At 69.2% G+C, this 20,156-nt stretch carries 20 protein-coding genes and 2 tRNA genes; 13 read left to right on the top strand and 9 right to left on the bottom strand.

The window, feature by feature from the left end:
* The first annotated feature begins 1 nt into the window (after nucleotide 1).
* Nucleotides 2-919, top strand: coding sequence for an alpha/beta hydrolase (locus LPA41_RS23875; protein ID WP_229072993.1), 918 nt, complete (start codon nucleotides 2-4; stop codon nucleotides 917-919).
* 12 nt (nucleotides 920-931) lie between these two features.
* The gene (locus LPA41_RS23870; RefSeq protein WP_229072992.1) at nucleotides 932-1,399 is read left to right on the top strand and encodes a ribose-5-phosphate isomerase; all 468 of its coding nucleotides are present in this window, start codon (nucleotides 932-934) and stop codon (nucleotides 1,397-1,399) included.
* A gap of 782 nt (nucleotides 1,400-2,181) precedes the next feature.
* Here the strand turns inward: LPA41_RS23870 and LPA41_RS23865 are convergent.
* Nucleotides 2,182-2,442: a hypothetical protein gene (locus tag LPA41_RS23865; RefSeq protein WP_374238201.1), complete on the bottom strand. Its 261-nt coding sequence runs from the start codon at nucleotides 2,440-2,442 to the stop codon at nucleotides 2,182-2,184.
* Between the two features lie 447 nt (nucleotides 2,443-2,889).
* The gene (locus LPA41_RS23860) at nucleotides 2,890-4,104 is read right to left on the bottom strand and encodes a GNAT family N-acetyltransferase (RefSeq protein ID WP_229072990.1); all 1,215 of its coding nucleotides are present in this window, start codon (nucleotides 4,102-4,104) and stop codon (nucleotides 2,890-2,892) included.
* A gap of 101 nt (nucleotides 4,105-4,205) precedes the next feature.
* Here LPA41_RS23860 and LPA41_RS23855 point away from each other — a divergent pair, with 101 nt between their 5' ends.
* Nucleotides 4,206-4,967 (top strand): DNA-directed RNA polymerase II, encoded by a 762-nt coding sequence (locus LPA41_RS23855; protein WP_229072989.1) that lies wholly within the window; start codon nucleotides 4,206-4,208, stop codon nucleotides 4,965-4,967.
* Nucleotides 4,968-4,976: 9 nt separating this feature from the next.
* On the opposite strand, the gene LPA41_RS23850 is transcribed toward LPA41_RS23855, so the two are convergent.
* Entirely contained in the window at nucleotides 4,977-5,849 is an 873-nt protein-coding gene (locus LPA41_RS23850) for an SDR family oxidoreductase (RefSeq protein ID WP_374238200.1), read from the bottom strand.
* Nucleotides 5,850-5,955: 106 nt separating this feature from the next.
* Between LPA41_RS23850 and LPA41_RS23845 the strand changes: the two genes are divergently transcribed.
* Nucleotides 5,956-6,852, top strand: coding sequence for a glycosyltransferase family 2 protein (locus LPA41_RS23845; RefSeq protein WP_229072988.1), 897 nt, complete (start codon nucleotides 5,956-5,958; stop codon nucleotides 6,850-6,852).
* A 100-nt stretch (nucleotides 6,853-6,952) separates the two neighbouring features.
* Here LPA41_RS23845 and LPA41_RS23840 read toward each other — a convergent pair whose 3' ends face one another.
* Genes LPA41_RS23840 through LPA41_RS23830 form a run of 3 tightly spaced genes read right to left on the bottom strand, consistent with a single transcriptional unit; the run spans nucleotide 6,953 to nucleotide 8,315 of the window.
* On the bottom strand, nucleotides 6,953-7,456 hold the full coding sequence (locus LPA41_RS23840; RefSeq protein ID WP_229072987.1) for an SRPBCC domain-containing protein: 504 nt from the start codon (nucleotides 7,454-7,456) through the stop codon (nucleotides 6,953-6,955).
* The gene (locus LPA41_RS23835; RefSeq protein ID WP_229072986.1) at nucleotides 7,453-7,773 is read right to left on the bottom strand and encodes a helix-turn-helix transcriptional regulator; all 321 of its coding nucleotides are present in this window, start codon (nucleotides 7,771-7,773) and stop codon (nucleotides 7,453-7,455) included. Before LPA41_RS23835 ends, LPA41_RS23840 begins: the two co-directional genes overlap by 4 nt.
* Nucleotides 7,774-7,805: 32 nt before the next feature.
* Nucleotides 7,806-8,315 carry a hypothetical protein gene (locus LPA41_RS23830; RefSeq protein ID WP_229072985.1) on the bottom strand — a complete coding sequence of 170 codons (510 nt, stop codon included), beginning with the start codon at nucleotides 8,313-8,315 and terminating at the stop codon, nucleotides 7,806-7,808.
* A gap of 64 nt (nucleotides 8,316-8,379) precedes the next feature.
* Here LPA41_RS23830 and LPA41_RS23825 point away from each other — a divergent pair, with 64 nt between their 5' ends.
* The 3 genes from LPA41_RS23825 (at nucleotide 8,380) to LPA41_RS23815 (ending at nucleotide 10,289) form a co-directional block, all read left to right on the top strand.
* Entirely contained in the window at nucleotides 8,380-9,195 is an 816-nt protein-coding gene (locus tag LPA41_RS23825; protein WP_229072984.1) for a helix-turn-helix domain-containing protein, read from the top strand.
* A 208-nt stretch (nucleotides 9,196-9,403) separates the two neighbouring features.
* Nucleotides 9,404-9,595: a toxin-antitoxin system HicB family antitoxin gene (locus LPA41_RS23820; RefSeq protein ID WP_229072983.1), complete on the top strand. Its 192-nt coding sequence runs from the start codon at nucleotides 9,404-9,406 to the stop codon at nucleotides 9,593-9,595.
* 346 nt (nucleotides 9,596-9,941) lie between these two features.
* Nucleotides 9,942-10,289: a hypothetical protein gene (locus LPA41_RS23815; protein ID WP_229072982.1), complete on the top strand. Its 348-nt coding sequence runs from the start codon at nucleotides 9,942-9,944 to the stop codon at nucleotides 10,287-10,289.
* 315 nt (nucleotides 10,290-10,604) lie between these two features.
* On the opposite strand, the gene LPA41_RS23810 is transcribed toward LPA41_RS23815, so the two are convergent.
* Both LPA41_RS23810 and LPA41_RS23805 read right to left on the bottom strand, forming a co-directional pair.
* Nucleotides 10,605-13,202, bottom strand: a complete 2,598-nt coding sequence (locus LPA41_RS23810) for an ATP-binding protein (protein WP_229072981.1) — start codon at nucleotides 13,200-13,202, stop codon at nucleotides 10,605-10,607.
* A 409-nt stretch (nucleotides 13,203-13,611) separates the two neighbouring features.
* Nucleotides 13,612-13,682, bottom strand: a tRNA-Gly gene (locus tag LPA41_RS23805).
* Nucleotides 13,683-13,813: 131 nt separating this feature from the next.
* Between LPA41_RS23805 and LPA41_RS23800 the strand changes: the two genes are divergently transcribed.
* From LPA41_RS23800 to LPA41_RS23775, 6 genes are all read left to right on the top strand, one after another.
* Nucleotides 13,814-13,887, top strand: a tRNA-Pro gene (locus LPA41_RS23800).
* A 37-nt stretch (nucleotides 13,888-13,924) separates the two neighbouring features.
* Nucleotides 13,925-15,274 carry a trigger factor gene (gene tig, locus LPA41_RS23795; protein WP_229072980.1) on the top strand — a complete coding sequence of 450 codons (1,350 nt, stop codon included), beginning with the start codon at nucleotides 13,925-13,927 and terminating at the stop codon, nucleotides 15,272-15,274.
* 207 nt (nucleotides 15,275-15,481) lie between these two features.
* Nucleotides 15,482-16,114 (top strand): ClpP family protease, encoded by a 633-nt coding sequence (locus tag LPA41_RS23790; protein ID WP_229072979.1) that lies wholly within the window; start codon nucleotides 15,482-15,484, stop codon nucleotides 16,112-16,114.
* An 11-nt stretch (nucleotides 16,115-16,125) separates the two neighbouring features.
* Complete coding sequence (locus LPA41_RS23785; RefSeq protein WP_229072978.1) at nucleotides 16,126-16,788, top strand: ATP-dependent Clp protease proteolytic subunit; 663 nt, start codon at nucleotides 16,126-16,128, stop codon at nucleotides 16,786-16,788.
* Between the two features lie 211 nt (nucleotides 16,789-16,999).
* Nucleotides 17,000-18,292 carry an ATP-dependent Clp protease ATP-binding subunit ClpX gene (clpX, locus tag LPA41_RS23780; RefSeq protein ID WP_229072977.1) on the top strand — a complete coding sequence of 431 codons (1,293 nt, stop codon included), beginning with the start codon at nucleotides 17,000-17,002 and terminating at the stop codon, nucleotides 18,290-18,292.
* Between the two features lie 297 nt (nucleotides 18,293-18,589).
* Nucleotides 18,590-19,384 (top strand): carbon-nitrogen hydrolase family protein, encoded by a 795-nt coding sequence (locus LPA41_RS23775; RefSeq protein WP_229072976.1) that lies wholly within the window; start codon nucleotides 18,590-18,592, stop codon nucleotides 19,382-19,384.
* A gap of 20 nt (nucleotides 19,385-19,404) precedes the next feature.
* Here the strand turns inward: LPA41_RS23775 and LPA41_RS23770 are convergent, their stop codons facing one another.
* Nucleotides 19,405-19,620: a hypothetical protein gene (locus tag LPA41_RS23770; protein ID WP_229072975.1), complete on the bottom strand. Its 216-nt coding sequence runs from the start codon at nucleotides 19,618-19,620 to the stop codon at nucleotides 19,405-19,407.
* Nucleotides 19,621-20,156 lie beyond the last annotated feature (536 nt).

Here is a 20,156-nt window from a genome sequence, read left to right as displayed (position 1 = left end):
GATGCTCCACCCCCAGGTGAACGCCGCCGCAGCCCTGCGGCGGCGTCCCACCGCCGACGAACTGGCCGCCGACCCCTACACGCGGCTGCTCGGCGTGCGGGCGGCCATGGAGGATGCGAACGAGGCGGAGACCGGTCCGGCGCTGCCGCTGCCGGTCGTCGCCGACTTCGACGCCGACGGGGTGCCCTGCCGCCTCTACGCGACGAAGATCGGCGCCCCGGTGCTGCTCTACCTGCACGGTGGCGGCTGGTGTTACGGCAGCATCGAGACGGTCGACCGGTTCTGCCGCCGGGTCGCCGACCGGTCCGGCTGCGCCGTGGTCTCGGCCGGTTACCGGCTGGCGCCGGAGCACGTGCACCCGGCCGCCCTGGACGACGCCGAGACGGTCCTGAACCACCTGCGCAAGGAAGGCTCCGGGCTCGGCCTGGACGCCTCCCGGCTGGCGATCGGCGGGGACAGCGCGGGCGGCCAGCTCGCCACGGTCACCGCCCGCCGGCAGCGGGACGCCGGCACCCCGCTCGACTACCAGGTGCTCATCTACCCGGCCCTGGACCCGCTCACCTCCGCCGAGTCCTACGACGAGGTCGGCGAGTACGGGCTGGACCGGGCCTCGATGAAGCTGGCCTGGGAGACGTACGTACCGGATCCCGCGCTGCGGCTCACCCCGGACGTGGCACCCCTCGCGGTGACCGATCTGTCCGGAATGCCGCCAACCCTGTTGATCACCGCGGAGTACGATGCGTTGCGCGACGAGGGCGCCGACTACGCGGACGCGCTGATCGCCGCCGGCGTCCCGGTGGTGCACACCCGGTACATGGGCGTGAACCACGGCTTCGCCCGCAAGTTGGCCACCATCGACGCAGCCCGGGCCGCGGCGGACCAGGTGGCGTCCGCCCTGCGTTCGGCACTCACCTTCTGAAAGACTTCGAACATGCGCCTTTACCTGGGTTCCGACCACGCCGGTTTCGAGTTGAAAAGTCACCTCGTGAACCACCTGACCAAGCAGGGCCACGATGTGGTGGACGTCGGACCGCACGCCTACGACCCCGAGGACGACTACCCGGTCTTCTGCTTCCACACCGGCGCCAAGGTGGTGGCCGACCCGGGTTCGCTCGGCATCGTGATCGGCGGGTCCGGCAACGGCGAGCAGATCGCCGCGAACAAGGTGCCGGGTGTCCGTTCCGCGCTCGTCTGGAAAACCGAGATCGCCGAACTGGCCCGGCAGCACAACGACAGCAACGTGATCGCCATCGGGGCGCGCCAGCACACCCTCGACGAGGCCACCGCGTTCGTCGAGACGTTCATCGCCACGCCGTTCTCGGGCAACCCCCGGCACGCCCGCCGGATCGCGCAGCTCTCGTCCTACGAGCAGGACCGCGCGCTCCCCGAGCTGCCCTGACCCCGCAGGCGTTCCCGGCGGCCCGCGCGTCGCGCAGGTGGGCGTTGCGGGTGAGGGCTCGGCACCTGCCGCACGCATCATGATGCCGGTGGCCCGTGTCCGCCGGTGGCCCGTGTCCGCCGGTGGCCCGTGTCCGCCGGTGGCCCGTGTCCGCCGGTGGCCCGTGTCCGCCGGTGGCCCGTGTCCGCCGGTGGCCCGTGTCCGCCGGTGGCACGCGTGTCCGCGGCCCGTGTGTCCCCGGCGGCCCGCGTGTCCCGGGTCCGCCTGTGCCCGCCGCACCCGCGTCCCGGGTCCGCCTGTGCCCGCCGCACCCGCCTGCCGGCCAGCCGATACGGCCCGGGTGTCAGCCCGTGTGCCCTCTGCCCGGCGGCGCCGGACGCGCCGGCCCATGTCGAGATGTTGATCTGCTAGCGCTACGAAATCGCTGTGATCAAGGGGTCAAAACCGCGATTTCGCACCGCTAGCAGATCAACAACGTCACGCGGACCCAACGCAGCGGGCCGCATCACGCATCCACAGGGACATCCCGGGAACGATCGGCCCCAGAGCCCGCCGCGCGTCCCGGGTTTGCCTGCGTAGCACCGCGCGCGCCACACCCGGCGGCACCACCGGCACCACCGGTCCCGGCCGGGCCGTTTCCTGCCCGGCCTGTTTGCGGGCCGGGCTGTTCGCGGGTTGGGCTGTTTGCGGGCCGGCCTGTTTGCGGGCCGGCCTGTTTGCGAGCCCGGCTGTTTGCGGGCTGGCCTGTTTGCGGGCCGGGTTGTTCGCGGGCCGGCCTCGTGTCAGCGGCGGGGGAGTTCCTCGCGGGGCAGCCAGTTGCGGCGGACGATCACCAGGTCGCGCTCGGCCTCGGCGACCTGCTCGTCGCTCGGCCGGGACGCGTCACGCGCCCGTAGCGCCGCCCCCACGCTGACCTGCGAAGACCCGGAACCGACCAGGCCCCGCAGCCCGCGCTCGGTCTCTCGGTCGTCGCTCGCCCCAGCACCCGGGCCGGGCCGTTTCGGATAGCCGCCCCGAGTCGGCCGCACCCGCTCAGGACTCACCTCCGCCGCGCCGGAACCCTGCCCAGGAGTCGGGCCGGGAGCCGCGCCGGGTGGCGGACCAGGAGTTGGACCAGGAGTCGGGCCGGGAGGCGGACCAGGAGTGGGACCAGGAGTCGGGCCGGGAGCAACGCCGGGCGGCGGACCGGGCGTAGGGACCGGCGTCGGCCCCGAAGCCGGGCCGGTTGGTGGACCTGGCTGGGCGCCGGTTGGTGGGCCTGGCACGGCGCCGGGCGGTGGACCAGGAACGGCGGCGGGCGGCGGGCCGGGCACCGGTGGCGCCGACGGGGGTGGGCCCGGGACCGGGCCGGTCCGCGCGGGCGGGGGCGTCTCGTCGGACGGCTCGGCGGGCGCGGTGGTGTTCTCCGTCGTTCCCGACGAAGGACGGACACGGCGGCGCCGTCGTTCGGGCTGACCCATGACGCCGACGCTACCGCTGTGCGGCCCACCTCAGAACACCTCGGTCGGACTCGGCTTCCGGTGCCAGCCGAAGGCGATCGACGGATCGTTCCCGGTCAGCTGCCGCACCCGGCCGGCGGCCGCCAGCGAGGTGAGCGACGTGGCGCCCAGGTAGGCCGCGCCCAGCTCGGTCACCGTGCAGGCCAGATCGGCCGGGTCGGTGGTCCGGGAGCAGGCCGCGCCGCCGGGGCCGCCGGCGAGCCGCCATCGGCCGGTGTTCTGTTCCAGGATCGGGTCGGTGACCTCGAGCACCACGTCGACCTCGGTCGCGTAGCGCCGGGCGGCGAGCGCGGCGGGCACGTCGACCAGGCGGACCCAGAGGCCGTCACCGACCGCTGCGCCGAGGCGCCGGGGCTCGTCGACCAAATATTGCAGGGGCTCGTCGACGGCCGCCAGCCGATGCGTCACGGTACGGGTCAGGTCGATGCCGAGCAGAAATCGCCACAGCGCCGCGTACGTCTCCGGGTCGGCGGCGACCACCTCGCGCACCACGACCTCGGCGCTCGGCCCGTGTGCCGTCCAGTCGTCCTTGATCCGCCACAGCGCGTACCCGGTGGTGCCGCCGGGGCCCTCGTGCACCACGGCACGCAGCGGACCGGCGCCACCCCGTTTCTCCTTGGGGTCGCTCAGCACGTGCCGCCACCAGTGGTCGGGCCGGCTGGACCAGCCGGGACGTTCCGGCCGGAGCTGTTCGTAGACCTTGCCGATGCCGGGCAGCAGCTCGGTCGGATCGCCCATCCGCAGGCGGCCGGTGGGGGTGGCCGGTGGCGCGGGGAGACGTACCTCACGATTCATGATCGACATGGTGAGGCGGTTGCAGGCGGGCCCGTACCCGAAGCGGGGGTAGATCGTGGTCTCGCTGGCCCAGAGCACCGCGACCGCCTCGCGCCCCGCCTCGGCCGTGTCCCGCAGCTGGCGGTGCATCATCCGGGTCAGGATCCCGCGCCGGCGATGGGTGGGCAGCACACCCACCGCGGAGACGTGCGCGGCCGGGACGACCGCACCCGGGACGGTGAGTTCGCGGGTGAACGCGTCGGCGTGTCCCACCACCGTGCCGGCGTCGTCGGCGACCAGCGACCGCTCGGTCTCGTAGATCTCCGACTCGAGGTCCGGGTCGACGTCCTCGTGGAAGACCGTGCTCAGCAGTTCGCAGATCGCCGGGAAGTCGGCCGGCGTGGCGGGCCGAACCGAAAGCTCTTCATCCATGGCATGTGTGTAACGGACTGCTGTCTGCGAGGGCGACCGATTTGTTGGCTCGTTACTCTCGAACTGACGCCGGTCGCCGACCGCAGTCCGAGAGGGGAAAAATGCCGGAGCAACCGCAGTGGTCCGAGCGGACGCTCGACATGCCGCCGCAGGACCCGTGGGCCGAGGCGCCGACCACGCCCGTGACGCATCAGGCGCCGCACCACGAGGCGCCGCGCACCCAGGTGCACCATCCGCACACTCAGGCGGGGCACACGCAGGCCCAGCAGCCTGCGAAGCCGGGACAGGCCCACGCGCAGACGCAGGTGCACCGGCCGGACGCGTCGCCGCAGCAGCCCGGCGTGCCGCCGTTCGGCCCGCACGGGGCGCACCCGGCAGCGCCGGAGCCGTCGCCGTTCAGTCGCGGCCGCGCCCGGGTGACGCAGCGCACCGAGCACTTCGCCGCCGAGCACGAGCCGACCGGCACCGGCTGGCCGGCGGAGGCCGAGGGTCAGGCGTCGGCCGAGCGGCAACCGCTGAGCTGGCACATCCGCCGGCTGCGCCGCGGCAGCGAGTGGAGCAACGCCCCACTGATCTTCGCGTTCGTCTCGTGGGGCATCTGGGTGCTGTCGACCGACGGCTCCAAGATCACCCCGATCATCGTCTTCATCACCTCGCTGTGCGTCGCCGCGGGCGTGTTCGCCCTGGCCCGGCTGGCCGGCCGGCTCGTGCTCGAGCGTCAGCTGGGCCGGGTCCGGCACACCGCCCGCGGCGCGCACATGGCCACCGGTGTCTTCCTGATCGGCGTGGGGCTCGCCCACCTGCAGCAGACCGAGTGGGTGATGACCGCGGTCCACTGGGTGACCGGCCTGTTCGGCGCGTGACCGGCCGGCTCAGCTGACGGGTTTGCCACCGGTGATGCCGAGGACCTCGCCGGTGGTGTAACTCGCGTCCTGCGAGGCGAAGTAGACGTAGGCGGCAGCCAGCTCGGCGGGCTGTCCGGCCCGGCCGAGCGGCGTGTCCGAGCCGAACGACTTGATCTTCTCCTCGTGCATGGTGGCCGGGATCAGCGGCGTCCAGATCGGGCCGGGTGCCACCGCGTTGACCCGGACACCCTTCTCCGCCAGGTCCTCGGCGAGCGCCTTGGTGAAGGCCACGATGCCGCCCTTGGTGGTGGCGTAATCGAGGAGCGCGCTCGACGACTGGTACGCCTGAATCGACGCGGTGTTGATGATCGAGGCGCCGGGCGTCAGGTGCGGCACCGCGGCCCGGCAGAGCCAGAACATCGCGTACAGGTTGGTCTTCATCACCCGGTCGAACTGCTCGTCGGTGATGTCGGTGATCCCACCCGGCTGAGACATCTGGTACGCGGCGTTGTTCACCAGGATGTCCACGCCACCGAGTTCGGTGAGCGCGCGATCGACGATGGCCCGGCAGTGCGCCTCGTCCCGGATGTCACCGGGCACGGTGACCGCCTTGCGGCCGGCCTTCTCGATCCAGCTCGCGGTGTCCCGGGCGTCCGCCTCCTCCTCCGGCAGGTACGAGATCAGCACGTCGGCGCCCTCCCGGGCGTACGCGATCGCCACCGCCCGCCCGATCCCCGAGTCGCCACCCGTGATGATCGCCTTGCGGCCGGTCAGCCGTCCGCTGCCCCGGTAGCTCTCCTCGCCGTGATCGGGCCGGTCCGGCATCGCGGAGGTCGAGCCGGGCGGCTGCTGGTCGCCACCGTCGAGCTCGGGCTTCGGGTACTTGCTACGCGGATCCACGTCGTCTCCTCCTCGTCCGGGTGTCTCTGATCAGTCGGTTGCCCCAGGAACGTGCGAATAACCAATTCCGGGGTAAGACACCCGCCGCCATTGAGGAGGGGCATTCATGGGGGATCCACGGGTGGGCGTCGTCGTCATCACCTGGCAACGGCGCGACGAGGCCGTGGCGTGCGTACAACGGCTGCTGGAGCTGCCGGAACAGCCGCACGTGGTGCTTGTCGACAACGGTTCCACGGACGGGACCGCGGACGCGGTCCGGGACCGCTTTCCCACGGTCGAGGTGGTCGCTCTGAGCGAGAACCTCGGCGCGGTGGGTCGCAACATCGGGGTACGGAGACTGCGGACGCCGTACGTGGCCTTCTGCGACGACGACACGTGGTGGTCGCCGGGTTCGCTGACGAGGGCCGCCGACGCGCTCGACGACCATCCCCAGCTGGGTCTGGTCAATGCGCGGATCGTGGTGGAGCCGTCCGGCGCCGAGGACCCGATCGTGGCGGAACTGCGGGACTCGCCGGTGCCCGGGCCGGACTGGCTGCCCGGGCCGGCACTGGGCAGTTTCCTGGCCGGTGCGTCAGTGGTGCGGCGGGAGGCGTTCGAGGCGGCCGGCGGATTCAACGAGCGGCTCTGGCTCGGCGGTGAGGAGGAGTTGCTCGCGACCGACCTGCTCACCGCCGGATGGGAGCTCTGCTACCTGGAGGAGCTGACCGTGCACCACCGGGCGTCGCTGCTGCGGGACGCCACGCACCGGCGCCGGGTGGGCCTGCGCAACACACTCTGGTTCACCTGGTTGCGCCGGCCGGCGGGGGCGGCCGTCCGCCGGACGCTCTTCCTGGCCCGGACCGTCCCGCGGGACCGGACGTCCCTGCTCGCCGCCGCCGACGCGGCACGGGGACTGGGCTGGCTGCTGGCGAACCGGCGGCCCAGGCCACCGATGGTGGAGGCCCGGCTGTCCGGGCTGGACGAGGCGCAGCGGCGCTCGGTGGCCCGCCGTTACGTCGGCTGAGACGGTGGTCCGGGCCCAGGACCGGCACCACCGGCCGGTCCTGGGCCCGTACCCCTCTCGTCTGATCCGCCGTCTTCCGACGCCGTCGCCCGGCGCTGGTTCAGCCGGCCAGGGGTGCGCCTGTTTCCAGCAGGGACTTGAGGTCGCTGAGAACCCAGGCCCAGCCGCCGCCGCCCGGCGCGCCCGGCTCCGGCGTGCCCTGCACCAGCGCGGCTGTGGCCGGCGCGCCGGTCAGCTCGTGGGTGACGGTGAGCCGGCAGACCCCGGGGCCGGCGTCCTCGATGTCGTAGGTGAGCGTGCTGAACGGCTCGGCGGCGGTGGCCGGGTCCATCAGCATCCGCCAGGTCTGCACCAGCCGGCGCGGCGGGTCCACCTCGAGGATCTCGCCGTCCGCGATGGTGTCGGCCATCGCGAAGCCGTGGGCCGCGGCGTAGTCCTTCATCCCCTGGTTGGGCGTCGAGTGGAAGCGGCCGCCCTTCTCCAGCTCGTAGAACTGGGGCGCCGCGTAGCCGTAGCGCGCGTTCCACTCCGGATCGATGATCGCGTCCCAGATCTTCTCCGGCGCCGCCTTGATCCAGATGCGGTGCACCTGCGTCGTGCTCATGGCTCTTCCTCCAACTGTCGTTTCAGATCGATGAGTGCCGTGACCTGGTGCTCGGTGAACTTGTCGATCCACCGGTCGTGGATCTGCCGGATCGGCACGGGATTGAGAAAGTGCAATTTCTCCCGGCCGGAACGGCGCACGACGACGAGACCTGCCTCCTCGAGCACCCGCAGATGCTTGGCGACACCGAACCGCGTCATTTCGAGCTCGGACTCCAGCTCGGTGAGCGTGCGGCCGTCACGCGCGAAGAGCAGGTCGAGCAGGAAACGACGGCTCGGGTCGGCGAGAGCCTTGAAAACCCGATCGTCGTCCGTCATGACGCCAAGTTAGGTGACCATTTGGTCACATGTCAAGGACGGCGGCGTGCCAGCATCTCCTGCTCCAAGTCCCACGGCTCGTCAGCGCTGCGACGCATGTACCCCAGCCAGCGAAAACTGGTTTCGGTGACGTCGTTGAAGAGCCAGCGCACATGGGTACGGTCGAGGCGTACACCCTCCTGGACGATGTCGCCGCCCGGACCGGGGCGACCCACCAGCGTGACAGTCCGTCCATCAGGGGAGAACCAGACGACGCGCCAGTCGTCGTTGTCCCCGGCCTGCTTGAGTCGCATCGTGCTGCCGGTCGTGACGGCCGGGAAACCGTCCGGACCGGGATCGCTGAACCACATGACGTCCTGGACCGCCCGGCCGGCGAGCACCCAGCCGAAGGTCCAGACCGCGGTACCGGACACCCAGGAGCCGTCGTCGCCGCGGTACCGGTTCGCCACGTCCCAGGTGCCGACGAGTCGCCCGTACAACCGCATCGCCTTCTCGTCGCCAGGTCGCGGCCCCGCCGCGCCCAGCACGTTCGCAAGAGTCATGCCGGCAGCCTGCGCGCCACCGGGGCCCCCGGTCTTGAACGGTTTTGCGGATAGCGTCGACGACATGCCCGAGGTGCCGGTCTCCGAAGTCCGTTGCGCCGGCCCGGCCCGTGAGCGCTGGAGTCCCGCCGAGCACGCTGCCCGGTTCGCGCTCGTCCTGGTCCGGCAGGGCCGGTTCGTCCGGCGCGTCGACGGGCGGGCACAGCTCGCCGACGTCACCACCGGTTACGTGCAGCGCCCCGGCGAGGTCCAGCAGGTGGCCCACCCGGCCGGCGGCGACGTGTGCACGGCGGTCGCCCTGCCGGCGGAGATCGCCGACCGCTTCCCGCGCCGCCCGGTCCGCGTGACACCGGCCGCCGACCTCCTGCACCGCCGCCTGCTCCGCGTCGTGACCCCGGCCCTCCCCATGTTCCCGGCCGCTCCCATGAACCCGGCCGCTCCCATGAACCCGGCCCCTCCCGTGGAGCTGGCCGTGGAACTGGTGACCGCGCTGCTCCCGGCCGGGCATCTCCCGGCGGCGCCGCACCCGGTGATCGAGGAGGTCCGCGAGTTGCTGCACCTCGAACCGGCCCTGGACCTGACCGCACTCGCCGCAGCGGTCGGCTGGTCACCGTGGCACCTGTCCCGCTCGTTCCGCCTGGTCACCGGTGACACCCTCCGGTCGTACCGCCGGCGCCTGCGAATCCGCGCAGCCCTCGACGCCCTCGACGCCGGGGCCGGCCTGGCCGCGACCGCGGCCCGCACCGGCTTCGCCGACCAGGCCCACATGACCCGCGCGATCCGCGCCGAGACAGGCCTCCCACCAGCCACTCTCCGCCGCGCGCTGGGGCGGGCCCGGCCTGATCCCGGCGGCGGCTCACCGACATGCGAGGGTTACTGACCTCCGCCCTCGTAGTATCGCCGGTGATAGTGGAGCAGGCGTTGACCGCGGTCGAGAAGCTGGTGGAACGATCGTGAGCGTGGCGGACCACTACACCTACCGGGTTCACTGGTCGGCGGAGGACGTGAGTACGTCGGCACCGTGGCCGAGTTGCCCTCTGTCTCCTGGCTCGCCCGGCCGCTTGGAAGCGTTCATCGGCATTCAGTGCGTGGCCGGAGGAATCGTCGCCGACATGGAGGCGTCCCGGGAGGTGCCGACCATGGCGATCGCCGACCGGCGCTACTCCGGAAAGTTCCAGGTGCGGGTGCCCGAGGAGGTCCACCGGCGTCTGGCGATCCGGGCCGCCGAGCAACGCGTCTCCTTCAACGCGCCGGCGTCCGCATGCCTCGCCGGCGCCTGACAGATCGCAAGATCCACTAGAGAGTGAAGGCAAGCGGCCCACGACGGCAACAGCGTATTGAGTCGGCCATTGTGGGGAATGCGGCGCTGATTGGACGCGGCCCGCCACGACATCGGTGGCAGGCGGAGGTGGAATTCGGGTGCATTCTCAACAGCGGCGGCTGGACCGTAGCTTGATCTTGCTCGCCGTCTCGCGCGCACAGAGCCGGGCCCTGACCCTGCTCGACCGCGCTACACGGGCCCAGCAGGCAGCCGAGCAGACTTTGACCTGCAGCGCCGCACGGTTGGAAGGGTGTCACGGGCGAGAACGCCTCGACCATAGCGCCGTCAAGGTGCAAGGTGAAGCGATGACGGAGGACGCTCAGACCACTGACGTGAGCGCCGCAGGCGAGCAGGCCGAGATCGACGCCGAGATGGCGGCGTCGGCGAAGTTGCTGCGCGAGTCAGGCCAGGAGCGGGAGGCGGACCTGCAGCGCCGTGGACTCGACGCCGACCTGGACCGCCGCGCCAAGGCTGTCGAGCACCGCGAGGAGCAGGCGACCCAACAAGAGGCCACCCTTGATGACCGGCAATGGGCGGCCGACGAGCGGGACCGCCTGTTCGATCTGCGTGAAGTGCAACTCGGTGAACGAGAACGTGTCGCCGACCAGCGAGAGATTGATCGCGAGATCACCGCCTGGAACGACATGCGTTGATGGTGAAGCCTTCGCCGAGCAGCGTGAAATCGAACGTCGAAGTGAGAGACAGAGATGCACAGCTCCTCGCGGCGGAGCTTCGGGCGGAGGAACGATCGCTCATCGAGCTCGAAAACTCTGTGCGAGGAGCGTGAGCGCCCTCGCTGATGAGCGCGATGCCGCCGCGGACGTCCGGGAACGGCTCGTCGATGAGCGGGAGCGGCGCGCCAGCCTGTACGGGTAGGTTTTTGAAGACCGGCGTGCGGGTCGACTAGAGGGACAAAGTTGGGCAACCGGCGAAACCTCAAGGACGAACGCACCGTTGCTGACGTGGCTTCATGCTTCCGGCAGGGTGGGCGGCTCGTGCAGGGGTAGCCGGACGCGGACCACCGTGCCGGACGGCTGGTTGTCGGTGAGCCGGATCGTGCCGCTGTGCAGTGCGACGATGGCGCGGGCGAGGCTGAGCCCTAGGCCGCTTCCGATGATCCCCTGGTGACGGACGTTGCTGCCGCGGAAGAACCGGTCGAAGACCCGGTCGCGTTCGTCGGCCAGCGTGCCGATGCCGGTGTCGGTGATGCACAGCTCGGCCGTGCCATCGTCCGCACGTAGTCCGATCTGCACCTGTGCGCCGGAAGGGCTGTATTGAACGGCGTTGGACAACAGGTCAACGACGACTTGCCGCAACCGAGACGCGTCACCGTCGACCTGCAGCTGCGGCGGCAGGTCGGTACGCAGCAGGACGCCGACGTCGGCGGCGGTGTGACGGGCCGCCGCGACGGCATCGGTGACGATCACGGCGAGATCGACTCGCTCGACGTTGAGACGCAGATGGCCGGAGTCGAGACCGGCGAGGTCGAGCAGCTTGTCCACCAGCTTCTGCAGCACGGCGGTGTTGCGGGCAACCGAGCGAAGCATCTGCCGGCGGTCGTCGTCCGTGCCGTCGGAGTCCTCATCGAGCATGGTGGCGTTCGCGGCGATCGAGGTGAGCGGGGTGCGCATCTCATGACCGACCAGAGCAATGAAGTCGTCGTGGGCACGTACGAGTTGCCGAGCGAGTTGTTCGGCGCGGCGCAACGCGACGTACACGCCGATCTGTGCGGCCACCCCGTCCAGCAGCACGGTGAGCAACTCCTCGTGGATTTCCTGGGCGCCCGCGTAGCAGGTCAGCACACCCAGCAGCGTGTCACCGTCGCGAACTGGGACCGCCAGAACGGTACGGATACCGCGCGACAGCCACGCCTGCGCCTTCGTCTGCTCGTACACGGTCGTCAGGTACGGGCTGTCGGCGATGTCGGCTACCCACATCGCCCGCCCGCTCTGCCAAACCCGGCCGGTGATCCCGGCCCCGAGGATCGGGGTGTGCCCGAAAAAGCCGTCGGCGTCGTGTCCGGAGACATCCCAGTGCCCGACCGAGCGCAGCCGGCCGCTGGCCTCGTCGATGAGGAACAGCTCTGCGCACGGCCAGCCGAGCGTGGTGCCGACCGCTTGCAGCACGCCGGGCGCCGCGTCGGTCTCCGTGTCCGCGGCCCGCAGCGCCGCTTCGACGGCGAGGTGACAAGCCCGGAACCGTTCGGCACGCCGCATCGCGGTCAACTCGTGCGCCACGGCCACCGCGCCCAGCAGCCGTCCGTCGTCGGCGATCATCGGCTGAGCGGCGGTGGCGAAGGTGCGCACCTGATCGCAGGGCATCGTGGTCAGGACGTCCACGCCGTCGATGTGCTCACCGCGCAAGGCGCGCATCAGCGGCGTCTGCTCCCAGGACAGCGGTCGCATCGCGATGTCATGCAGCATGCCGTCCACCGACGCCGGATAGTCCACCGGAAGCGGAGCAGCGGCCGGGAGTCCCTGTAACTCCCGCAGTACCCGATTCACCACAACCACCTGGCCGGTGTCGTCACAGGCGATGACACCCACCGAGAGGCTGTCCAGCAGAGCGGCCAGGAAGCTGCCGTCGCGGTCAGCCCGGTCTTCGGCGGCGACCTGCTGCGACAGATCGGTGAGGAACACGCAGGCCAAAGCACCAGCCGAGCCACGTACCACAGACAGGGATGTCTGCACGGTCAGCCGGTGCCCGTCGTGGTGGCGCATGCTCACCTGGCGTAGCACCGGACGGCTCGGCCCGGCGGCGAACAGCCGGGCGAGTGCGGCACCGATCGGCTGGCCGTCGTAATCAGGCAGCAGGCTGCCATCCAGGTGCCCGCCGCACACCTGCGCGGCCGTGAACCCGAGCAGGTCCTGGGCGGCACGGTTGAAACCGACGACCACCCCGTCCGGGTCCACCGCGAGGAACGCCTCCTGAACGCTGTCCAGCAACGCCGCACTGTCGAGCGTCGCGACTTGCGTCGACGCCTCGACCGGCGCCGGCGGGCGCAACAACTCGGCGATCTCCAGCAGCGCCGCCAGCTGTCCATCGGTCCACAGGCGGGCCGCGGTGTCGAGCACGGTCATCGAACCCACCAGCCGATCGGCCGCGTCACGTACCGGCACACCCAGGAACGCCTGGACGCCGTACTCGGTTACGAGCAGGTGGTCCCGCAGGGCAGCCGAGTCGTCATGCAGCATGTCGCCACACGACACCGGATGATCCTGGGCGACGACGTACGCGCACACCGAGTAGGTAATCGGCGCTCGCCCGTCCGCGGCCAGTGCGTGTGGTAGCCCATACGTGCCGACGAAGAACTCTTCGTCACGGCCGACAAGGGTCACCGTCGCCATCGGCGCGTTCAGAAGCCGCGCCGCCAGCCGGGCGATCCCGTTGAGTGGAATCGGCTGGGCCGGTAACGCGTGGCGTGCCCGCTGCACCGCAACCAGACGTGCCGGATCACCCAGAACCGCCTCGTCAAGCATCACCATGACCATCCGACTTAGCCACCACATCCGACAACTACAGGCTCGCTCGCGTATTACCCGATTTGTCCCGGATGAACCGGTCACTGCTCCACTCGCGGACACCATTTCAGCGACGTTCCGGTTCAGCGACGTTCCGGCTGCACGTCCCCAGGCGAGTTGGCCGCCACGGTTGCGGCCTGTGCCGCAACTGTGGTCGACACGGGTGGAGCACCGACTGCCTTGCCGATGCGCCGGAATCGCTGTCGCCGAGCCGTTGTCTTCAGATTTCCCGCTCTGACGACATGCCGGCGCATCGGAGAGACCGGTGTGTCACGGTCGATGAGATCTTTGGCCTGAACGGGTGTGACGTGGGGGACGGTGCTTGGCCGGGTTGCCGACTCAGACCGAGGCCGCCGTGGCGGTTAGAGGCCTAGCCCCGACCAAGATCCCTGCTGAACGACCTTGACTAATCGGCACACGTCGATGTCGAAAGTCTCTGAGCAGCGTAAACTTGAGCGGGCGACGAGAATCGAACTCGCGTAATCAGTTTGGAAGACTGAGGCTCTACCATTGAGCTACGCCCGCGTGACCCCTGGCAACGCCCGGGGCCCGCGTACAGCTTACTGAATCATCTCCCGTCCGCGCGAACCGGATTACCCACCAGGTGACTCCAGCGCACACTCGAGTGAGTGGACCGCATACACTGGCCGTCGCCACGGGGTGTGGCGCAGTTTGGTAGCGCACTCGCTTTGGGAGCGAGGGGCCGTGGGTTCAAATCCCGCCACCCCGACTGATTACAACTATCCGCAGCAACAAGGAGTACGCCTGTGAAGAGCACCGTCGAGACTCTGAGCCCGACTCGGGTGAAGCTCGCCATCGAGGTGCCGTTCGACGAGCTCAAGCCGAGCCTGCAGAAGGCGTACCGGGAGATCGGCGCGCAGGTTCAGGTGCCGGGCTTCCGTCGTGGCAAGGTTCCGTCCGCGGTCATCGACCAGCGTGTCGGCCGTGGCGCGGTCCTGAACGAGGCCGTGCAGGAGGCGATCCCGCAGCAGATCCTCGCCGCGGTCCAGGAGCACGACGTCAAGACGCTCGGCCGTCCCGAGGTGGAGATCACCGAGTTCGCCGACAACGCGCCGCTGAAGTTCACGGCTGAGGTCGACGTGCGCCCGGAGATCACCGTCCCGGATCTCTCCACGATCGCTGTCACGGTTCCGGCCGTGGAGATCGGCGACAACGAGATCGATGAGCAGATCAACGGCCTGCGCGAGCGGTTCGCCACCCTGAAGACCGTCGAGCGGCCCGCGGCCGAGGGGGACTACGTCCAGCTCGACCTCAACGCCACCGTCGACGGCGAAGAGGTGCCGGGCGGCTCGGCCACCAACATCTCCCACGAGGTCGGCAGCAAGCAGCTGCTCCCCGGTCTGGACGAGGTGCTCGTCGGCCTCTCCGCCGGCGAGGAGGCCAACTTCACCACGCAGCTGGTGGGCGGCGACTTCGCCGGCCGCGACGCTGAGGTGAAGGTCGTCGTGCGGACCGTCAAGGACAAGCAGCTGCCCGAGATCGACGACGAGTTCGCCCAGCTGGCGAGCGAGTTCGACACCCTCGAGGAGCTCAAGGGCGACCTGCGCGAGCGGCTCGCCAAGGTGAAGAAGGTCGAGCAGATCTACGCGGCTCGTGACGAGGCTCTCAAGCAGCTCGTCGAGGCGGCGGCGATCCCGGCTCCGGAGGGCGTCGTCAAGGACGAGGTCGACGGCCGGAAGCAGGCGATGACCGACCAGCTGGAGCGGATCGGCGCGACGCTGCAGGACTACCTCGCCTCGGAGGAGAAGACCGAGGAGCAGATCGACCAGGAGCTGACCGAGGCGGCCCAGGAGGGCGTCCGGATCCAGCTGCTGCTCGACACCATCGCCGACGCCGAGGACGTCCAGGTCTCCGACGACGAGTTCGGTCACGAGATCGTGCACCGGGCGCAGCGGGCCCAGATGCAGCCCCAGCAGTACTACGACCAGCTCGTGCGCTCGGGTGCCGCGGCCGCCGTCTTCGGCGACGTGCGCCGGGGCAAGGCGCTGGCCTCCGTCATGGAGCAGGTCACCATGACCGACAGCGAGGGCAACACCCTGACGCTGGACGACCTGCGTGCCGCGGGCGAGGACGAGCACGCCGGGCACAACCACTGATCCACCGCCTCCGGACGGCCACCGTGCGACGCTCGCGTCACACGGTGGCCGCGGCGTTTCCGGGCGCGTGTGGGGGCGGGTGCGCTGTCAGCGAACACCTGCCCGAGCGGGAAGCTGATGCGCATCCGACCAGTTAGGTTGGTCGTACGACGGACAACCTGCCGGCCGGACAGTTTCGGCCGACACAGTCAGCTGTGAAGGGCTGCCATGACCGATCTCCACATCCCCGCCACCCCCGTGGCGCGGCGGGGCGAAGCACTCAGTGGCAACCTCGACGATTCGGTCTACAACCGCTTGCTGCGTGAGCGCATCATCTTCCTCGGCAGCGAGGTGACCGATGCGGTCGCCAACCGCATCTGCGCGCAGCTGCTGCTGCTCTCCGCCGAGGACCCTGAGGCAGACATCCACCTGTGGATCAACTCGCCCGGTGGCTCGGTCTACTCGGGCATGGCGATCTACGACACCATGCAGTTCATCGACAACGACGTCTCCACCGTCGGGATGGGCATGGCGGCTTCGATGGGGCAGTTCCTGCTCTGCGCCGGATCACCGGGCAAGCGGTACGCGCTTCCCCATGCGCGCATCATGATGCACCAGCCGTCCGGCGGCATGGGTGGCACCGCCGCCGACATCGCCATCCAGGCGGAGCAGATGCTCTACACCAAGAAGATGTTCCAGGAGCGGATCGCCCACCACACGGGACAGTCTCCGGAGCAGATCGCCGCCGACTTCGACCGGGACCGCTGGTTCACGGCGACCGAGGCGAAGGACTATGGCTTCATCGACAAGGTGATCACCGGGGCCACGCAGGTTCCGGACGGCGCCGGAACGCTGAACTGAGGAGCTGAACCATGACCGACCTTTCCATGCCTCCCGGGTTCGCTCCGGTGCACAACCGCTACGTGCTGCCCTCGTTCTCCGAGCGCACCTCGTGGGGTGTCAAGGAGTCGAACCCGTACAACAAGATGTTCGAGGACCGGATCATCTTCCTCGGTGTCCAGGTGGACGACGCGTCGGCCAACGACGTGATGGCCCAGCTGCTGACGCTGGAGAGCACCGACCCGGACCGCGACATCCTGATGTACATCAACTCGCCTGGTGGCTCGTTCACCGCGATGACCGCGATCTACGACACCATGCAGTACGTTCGCCCCGACATCAGCACGGTGTGCCTCGGTCAGGCGGCCAGCGCTGCGGCGGTGCTGCTCGCCGGTGGCACCCCGGGCAAGCGGATGGCGCTCCCGCACTCGCGGATCATCATCCACCAGCCGGCCACCGAGGGTGGTTACGGTCAGGGATCGGACATCGAGATCCAGGCCCGCGAGATCATGCGGATGCGGACCCAGCTCGAGGACATGATCGCGCACCACTCCACCCAGCCGGTGGAGAAGGTTCGCAAGGACATCGACCGCGACAAGATCATGACGGCGGACGAGGCCAAGGAGTACGGCCTGGTGGACGTCGTGCTGGCCACGCGTAAGAAGAGCCTGCAGACCGTCGGCGCGAGTAGCTGACCGGGCGGTGTCAGGGGTCGGCCGGGTGACGCTAAACTGGCCGACCCCTGACACGCCCGTTTTGGGGGGTCGGAGAACAGCGCCACAGCGGGTAACGTCGAGTCTGCAGCCTCAGTTACGCGGGTCGGCGGACGATGAGATGGCAACGAGGCATTCCGTCCTCGGACACGGACCGGTCGGCGATCGGCCATTGAACGCAGGGAGAACGTAGGTGGCACGGATCGGCGACGGTGGCGACCTACTAAAGTGCTCGTTCTGTGGGAAGTCGCAGAAGCAGGTCAAGAAGCTCATCGCGGGCCCAGGGGTCTACATCTGCGACGAGTGCATCGACCTCTGCAACGAGATCATCGAAGAGGAGCTGGCTGAGACCGGCGAGGTGAAGTGGGAAGAGCTTCCCAAGCCGATGGAGATCTGCCAGTTCCTGGACAACTATGTTGTCGGCCAGGAGCAGGCGAAGAAGGCCCTCTCCGTCGCGGTCTACAACCACTACAAGCGGATCCAGGCCGAGTCGAACGGCGCCCCCGGTGGGAGCAGCGACGTCGAGGTGGCCAAGTCCAACATCATGCTCATCGGCCCCACCGGCTGCGGCAAGACGCACTTGGCGCAGACGCTGGCCCGCATGCTGAACGTGCCTTTCGCGATCGCGGACGCCACGGCGCTCACCGAGGCCGGCTATGTCGGCGAGGACGTCGAGAACATCCTGCTCAAGCTGATCCAGGCGGCGGACTACGACGTCAAACGGGCTGAGCAGGGCATCATCTACATCGACGAGGTCGACAAGATCGCTCGCAAGAGCGAAAACCCGTCGATTACGCGCGACGTCTCCGGTGAGGGCGTTCAGCAGGCACTTCTCAAGATCCTTGAGGGTACGGTCGCCAACGTCCCGCCGCAGGGCGGCCGCAAGCACCCGCACCAGGAGTTCATCCAGATCGACACGACGAACGTGCTGTTCATCGTGGGCGGCGCCTTCGCCGGGCTGGACCGGATCATCGAGCAGCGCGTCGGCCAGAGCGGCGTGGGCTTCGGCGCCCGCCTGCGGTCGATCTCGGAGCGGAACACCGACGACATCTTCAGCAGAGTGATGCCGGAGGACATGCTGAAATTCGGGTTGATCCCCGAATTCATCGGCCGCCTCCCGGTGATCACCACGGTCCGCAACCTCGACCGTGAGGCGCTCATCAAGATCCTCACCGAGCCGCGGAATGCGTATGTCAAGCAGTATCAGCGTCTCTTCGAGCTCGACGGCGTGGAGCTGGAGTTCGACGAGGGCGCCCTTGAGGCGATCGCCGACCAGGCGATGCTCCGCGGCACCGGGGCCCGCGGCCTTCGCGCGATCATGGAAGAGGTCCTCCTCTCCGTGATGTACGAGGTGCCCAGCAACCCCGACGCCGCCCGCGTGGTGATCACGCGTGAGGTGGTCCTGGAGAACGTGAACCCCACGATCGTGCCCCGCGAGTTCGTCGGCCGGCGTCGCCGGCCGGATCGCGAGGAGAAGTCGGCCTGACCGGCCCTGTTCTGTCGCCGCCGCCCGGTTTCCGGGCGGCGGCTTTTTTCATACTCCGCGCACCTGCCGACCGCACACCTGTGGGCCGCATAGCCGCCAGCCGGGCGTCTGCCGGCCGCACGCCTTCCGGCCGCATACCTGCGAACGGGTGTCTGTCGGCCGGGTGTCTGCGGGGCGGGTGCCGCGCGGGGGGTGTGCCGCGCCCACCGATCCTGCCGGAAGCCCGGCAGGGGGCTTTCGTGGCAGCCGGGTCGGTGGTGGCCACGAAAGCCCTCGGGTACCCGTACTCTTCGATTTATGCGCGTCGCCGTCTGCCAGCTGAATTCACGCGAAGACCGTGCCCACAACTTTGCCGTGGCTCGTGATCTGCTCGAGCGTGCCGCCGCGGGCGGCGCCGAGTTCGCCGTCCTCCCGGAGTACGTCGACTTCCTCGGGCGGTCCGCCGACGCGCCGGAACCGGAGCCGGTCGACGGCGAGTTCGGTTCGTTCTTCGCGGCGGCGGCCCGAGATCTGGGGATCTGGGTGCACGCCGGCTCGTTCCACGAGACCGGGCCTGATCAGAACCGGACCTACAACACGTCGCTGATCTTCGCGCCGGACGGCACCCTCACCGCCGCCTACCGCAAGATCCACCTGTACGACGTCGAGATCTCCGGCCGCGTGTCCTACCAGGAGTCGCGAACCGTCGCTCCCGGGCACGAGACCGTGGTGGCCGCCGTCAACGGTGCTCCCATCGGTCTGAGCATCTGCTACGACCTCCGGTTCCCCGAGCTGTACCGCCGGCTGGCGATCGCCGGCGCGAAGCTCCTGGTGGTCCCGGCGGCCTTCATGATGCACACCGGCCGTGATCACTGGGAGGTGCTGTTACGCGCCCGGGCGATCGAGAACCAGTGCTACGTGCTGGCGGCCGGGCAGATCGGCGACCACGAGCCCGGGCGTACCTGTTTCGGTCGCAGCATGATCATCGACCCGTGGGGGACCGTCCTTGCCCAGGCGCCCGACGCGGAGAGTGTCGCGATCGCGGATCTGGACCTCCCGCGCCTGGAGAAGATCCGCGCGGAGCTGCCGAGTCTTGCGAACCGGCGCCTGTAGCGACGCCGGTGTATCGGGCGTCACAGACTCTGCACGAGATAGCTGACGACGGCCAGTCCGACGACCGCGGCGCCGGCCAAAAGGAGAGCCCCACCCATGCGGGAGGGGCCTCGCAGGAACAGCCGATGGACGGAGACAACCACCGTGACCAGCACAAGTAAGCCGATGACGACTTGCCAGAGCGGAACGATGAGGCCGAGAAACGCGTCGACCGCGAGCGTCTCGGAAGCGTCCATGACGTCACTCTGTCACGGTTTCCTTCCGTCGTGTGCCACCACGGCGGCGCGGTGGTCATGACCGTCGATTTGCGGTCACCCACCCGTGTCCCGTAACTTCTTCTCTGCGAACGGGAAACCGGTACGGAGCGGCACGAAAGTGACAATCCAGAAGGTGACTCGGGACCGGTCGGGAACGAGCTATGCTTGGCCTCGACGAACCGGGCGGTGCAGCGAGATCCACGAAGTTGGATTTGCGGTTGCGACGCCGACCGGCTAGAGTGGTTCAGCCGGCAGGGAAACGGGCGGATGAAAATCCGGCCGACCTGCACGAGCCACTGATCTGGGCGATGCCGAAAGGCGAAATCCGACCAGACAAATTCGAACGGTTGCCTCGAGGTTGGGCCTCTTGATTGAGGTTCTGCTCCGATGTGCGGTTGTTCTTTGAGAACTCAACAGGGTGCTTGATAAGCCAGTGCCAATTATGGCAATACCCCGGCCTATCTGTTTACAGGTGGGTTGGAGATTCCTTTGGCAACATTTGTTTGTTGCCGGGA

This window comes from Actinoplanes sp. DH11, from assembly GCF_020873875.1.
Lineage (GTDB): Bacteria > Actinomycetota > Actinomycetes > Mycobacteriales > Micromonosporaceae > Actinoplanes.
This window is presented reverse-complemented; position numbering and strand designations above follow the sequence as displayed.

Coding starts and splice junctions, on each gene's coding strand:
- LPA41_RS23775 (WP_229072976.1), top strand. CDS start 18,590: ATGCGCGTCGCCGTCTGCCAGCTGAATTCACGCGAAGACCGTGCCCAC.
- LPA41_RS23815 (WP_229072982.1), top strand. CDS start 9,942: ATGACGGAGGACGCTCAGACCACTGACGTGAGCGCCGCAGGCGAGCAG.
- LPA41_RS23855 (WP_229072989.1), top strand. CDS start 4,206: ATGCCGGAGCAACCGCAGTGGTCCGAGCGGACGCTCGACATGCCGCCG.
- LPA41_RS23840 (WP_229072987.1), bottom strand. CDS start 7,456: ATGAGCACGACGCAGGTGCACCGCATCTGGATCAAGGCGGCGCCGGAG.
- LPA41_RS23770 (WP_229072975.1), bottom strand. CDS start 19,620: ATGGACGCTTCCGAGACGCTCGCGGTCGACGCGTTTCTCGGCCTCATC.
- LPA41_RS23835 (WP_229072986.1), bottom strand. CDS start 7,773: ATGACGGACGACGATCGGGTTTTCAAGGCTCTCGCCGACCCGAGCCGT.
- LPA41_RS23830 (WP_229072985.1), bottom strand. CDS start 8,315: ATGACTCTTGCGAACGTGCTGGGCGCGGCGGGGCCGCGACCTGGCGAC.
- LPA41_RS23875 (WP_229072993.1), top strand. CDS start 2: ATGCTCCACCCCCAGGTGAACGCCGCCGCAGCCCTGCGGCGGCGTCCC.
- LPA41_RS23825 (WP_229072984.1), top strand. CDS start 8,380: ATGCCCGAGGTGCCGGTCTCCGAAGTCCGTTGCGCCGGCCCGGCCCGT.
- LPA41_RS23860 (WP_229072990.1), bottom strand. CDS start 4,104: ATGGATGAAGAGCTTTCGGTTCGGCCCGCCACGCCGGCCGACTTCCCG.
- LPA41_RS23870 (WP_229072992.1), top strand. CDS start 932: ATGCGCCTTTACCTGGGTTCCGACCACGCCGGTTTCGAGTTGAAAAGT.
- LPA41_RS23845 (WP_229072988.1), top strand. CDS start 5,956: ATGGGGGATCCACGGGTGGGCGTCGTCGTCATCACCTGGCAACGGCGC.
- LPA41_RS23790 (WP_229072979.1), top strand. CDS start 15,482: ATGACCGATCTCCACATCCCCGCCACCCCCGTGGCGCGGCGGGGCGAA.
- LPA41_RS23785 (WP_229072978.1), top strand. CDS start 16,126: ATGACCGACCTTTCCATGCCTCCCGGGTTCGCTCCGGTGCACAACCGC.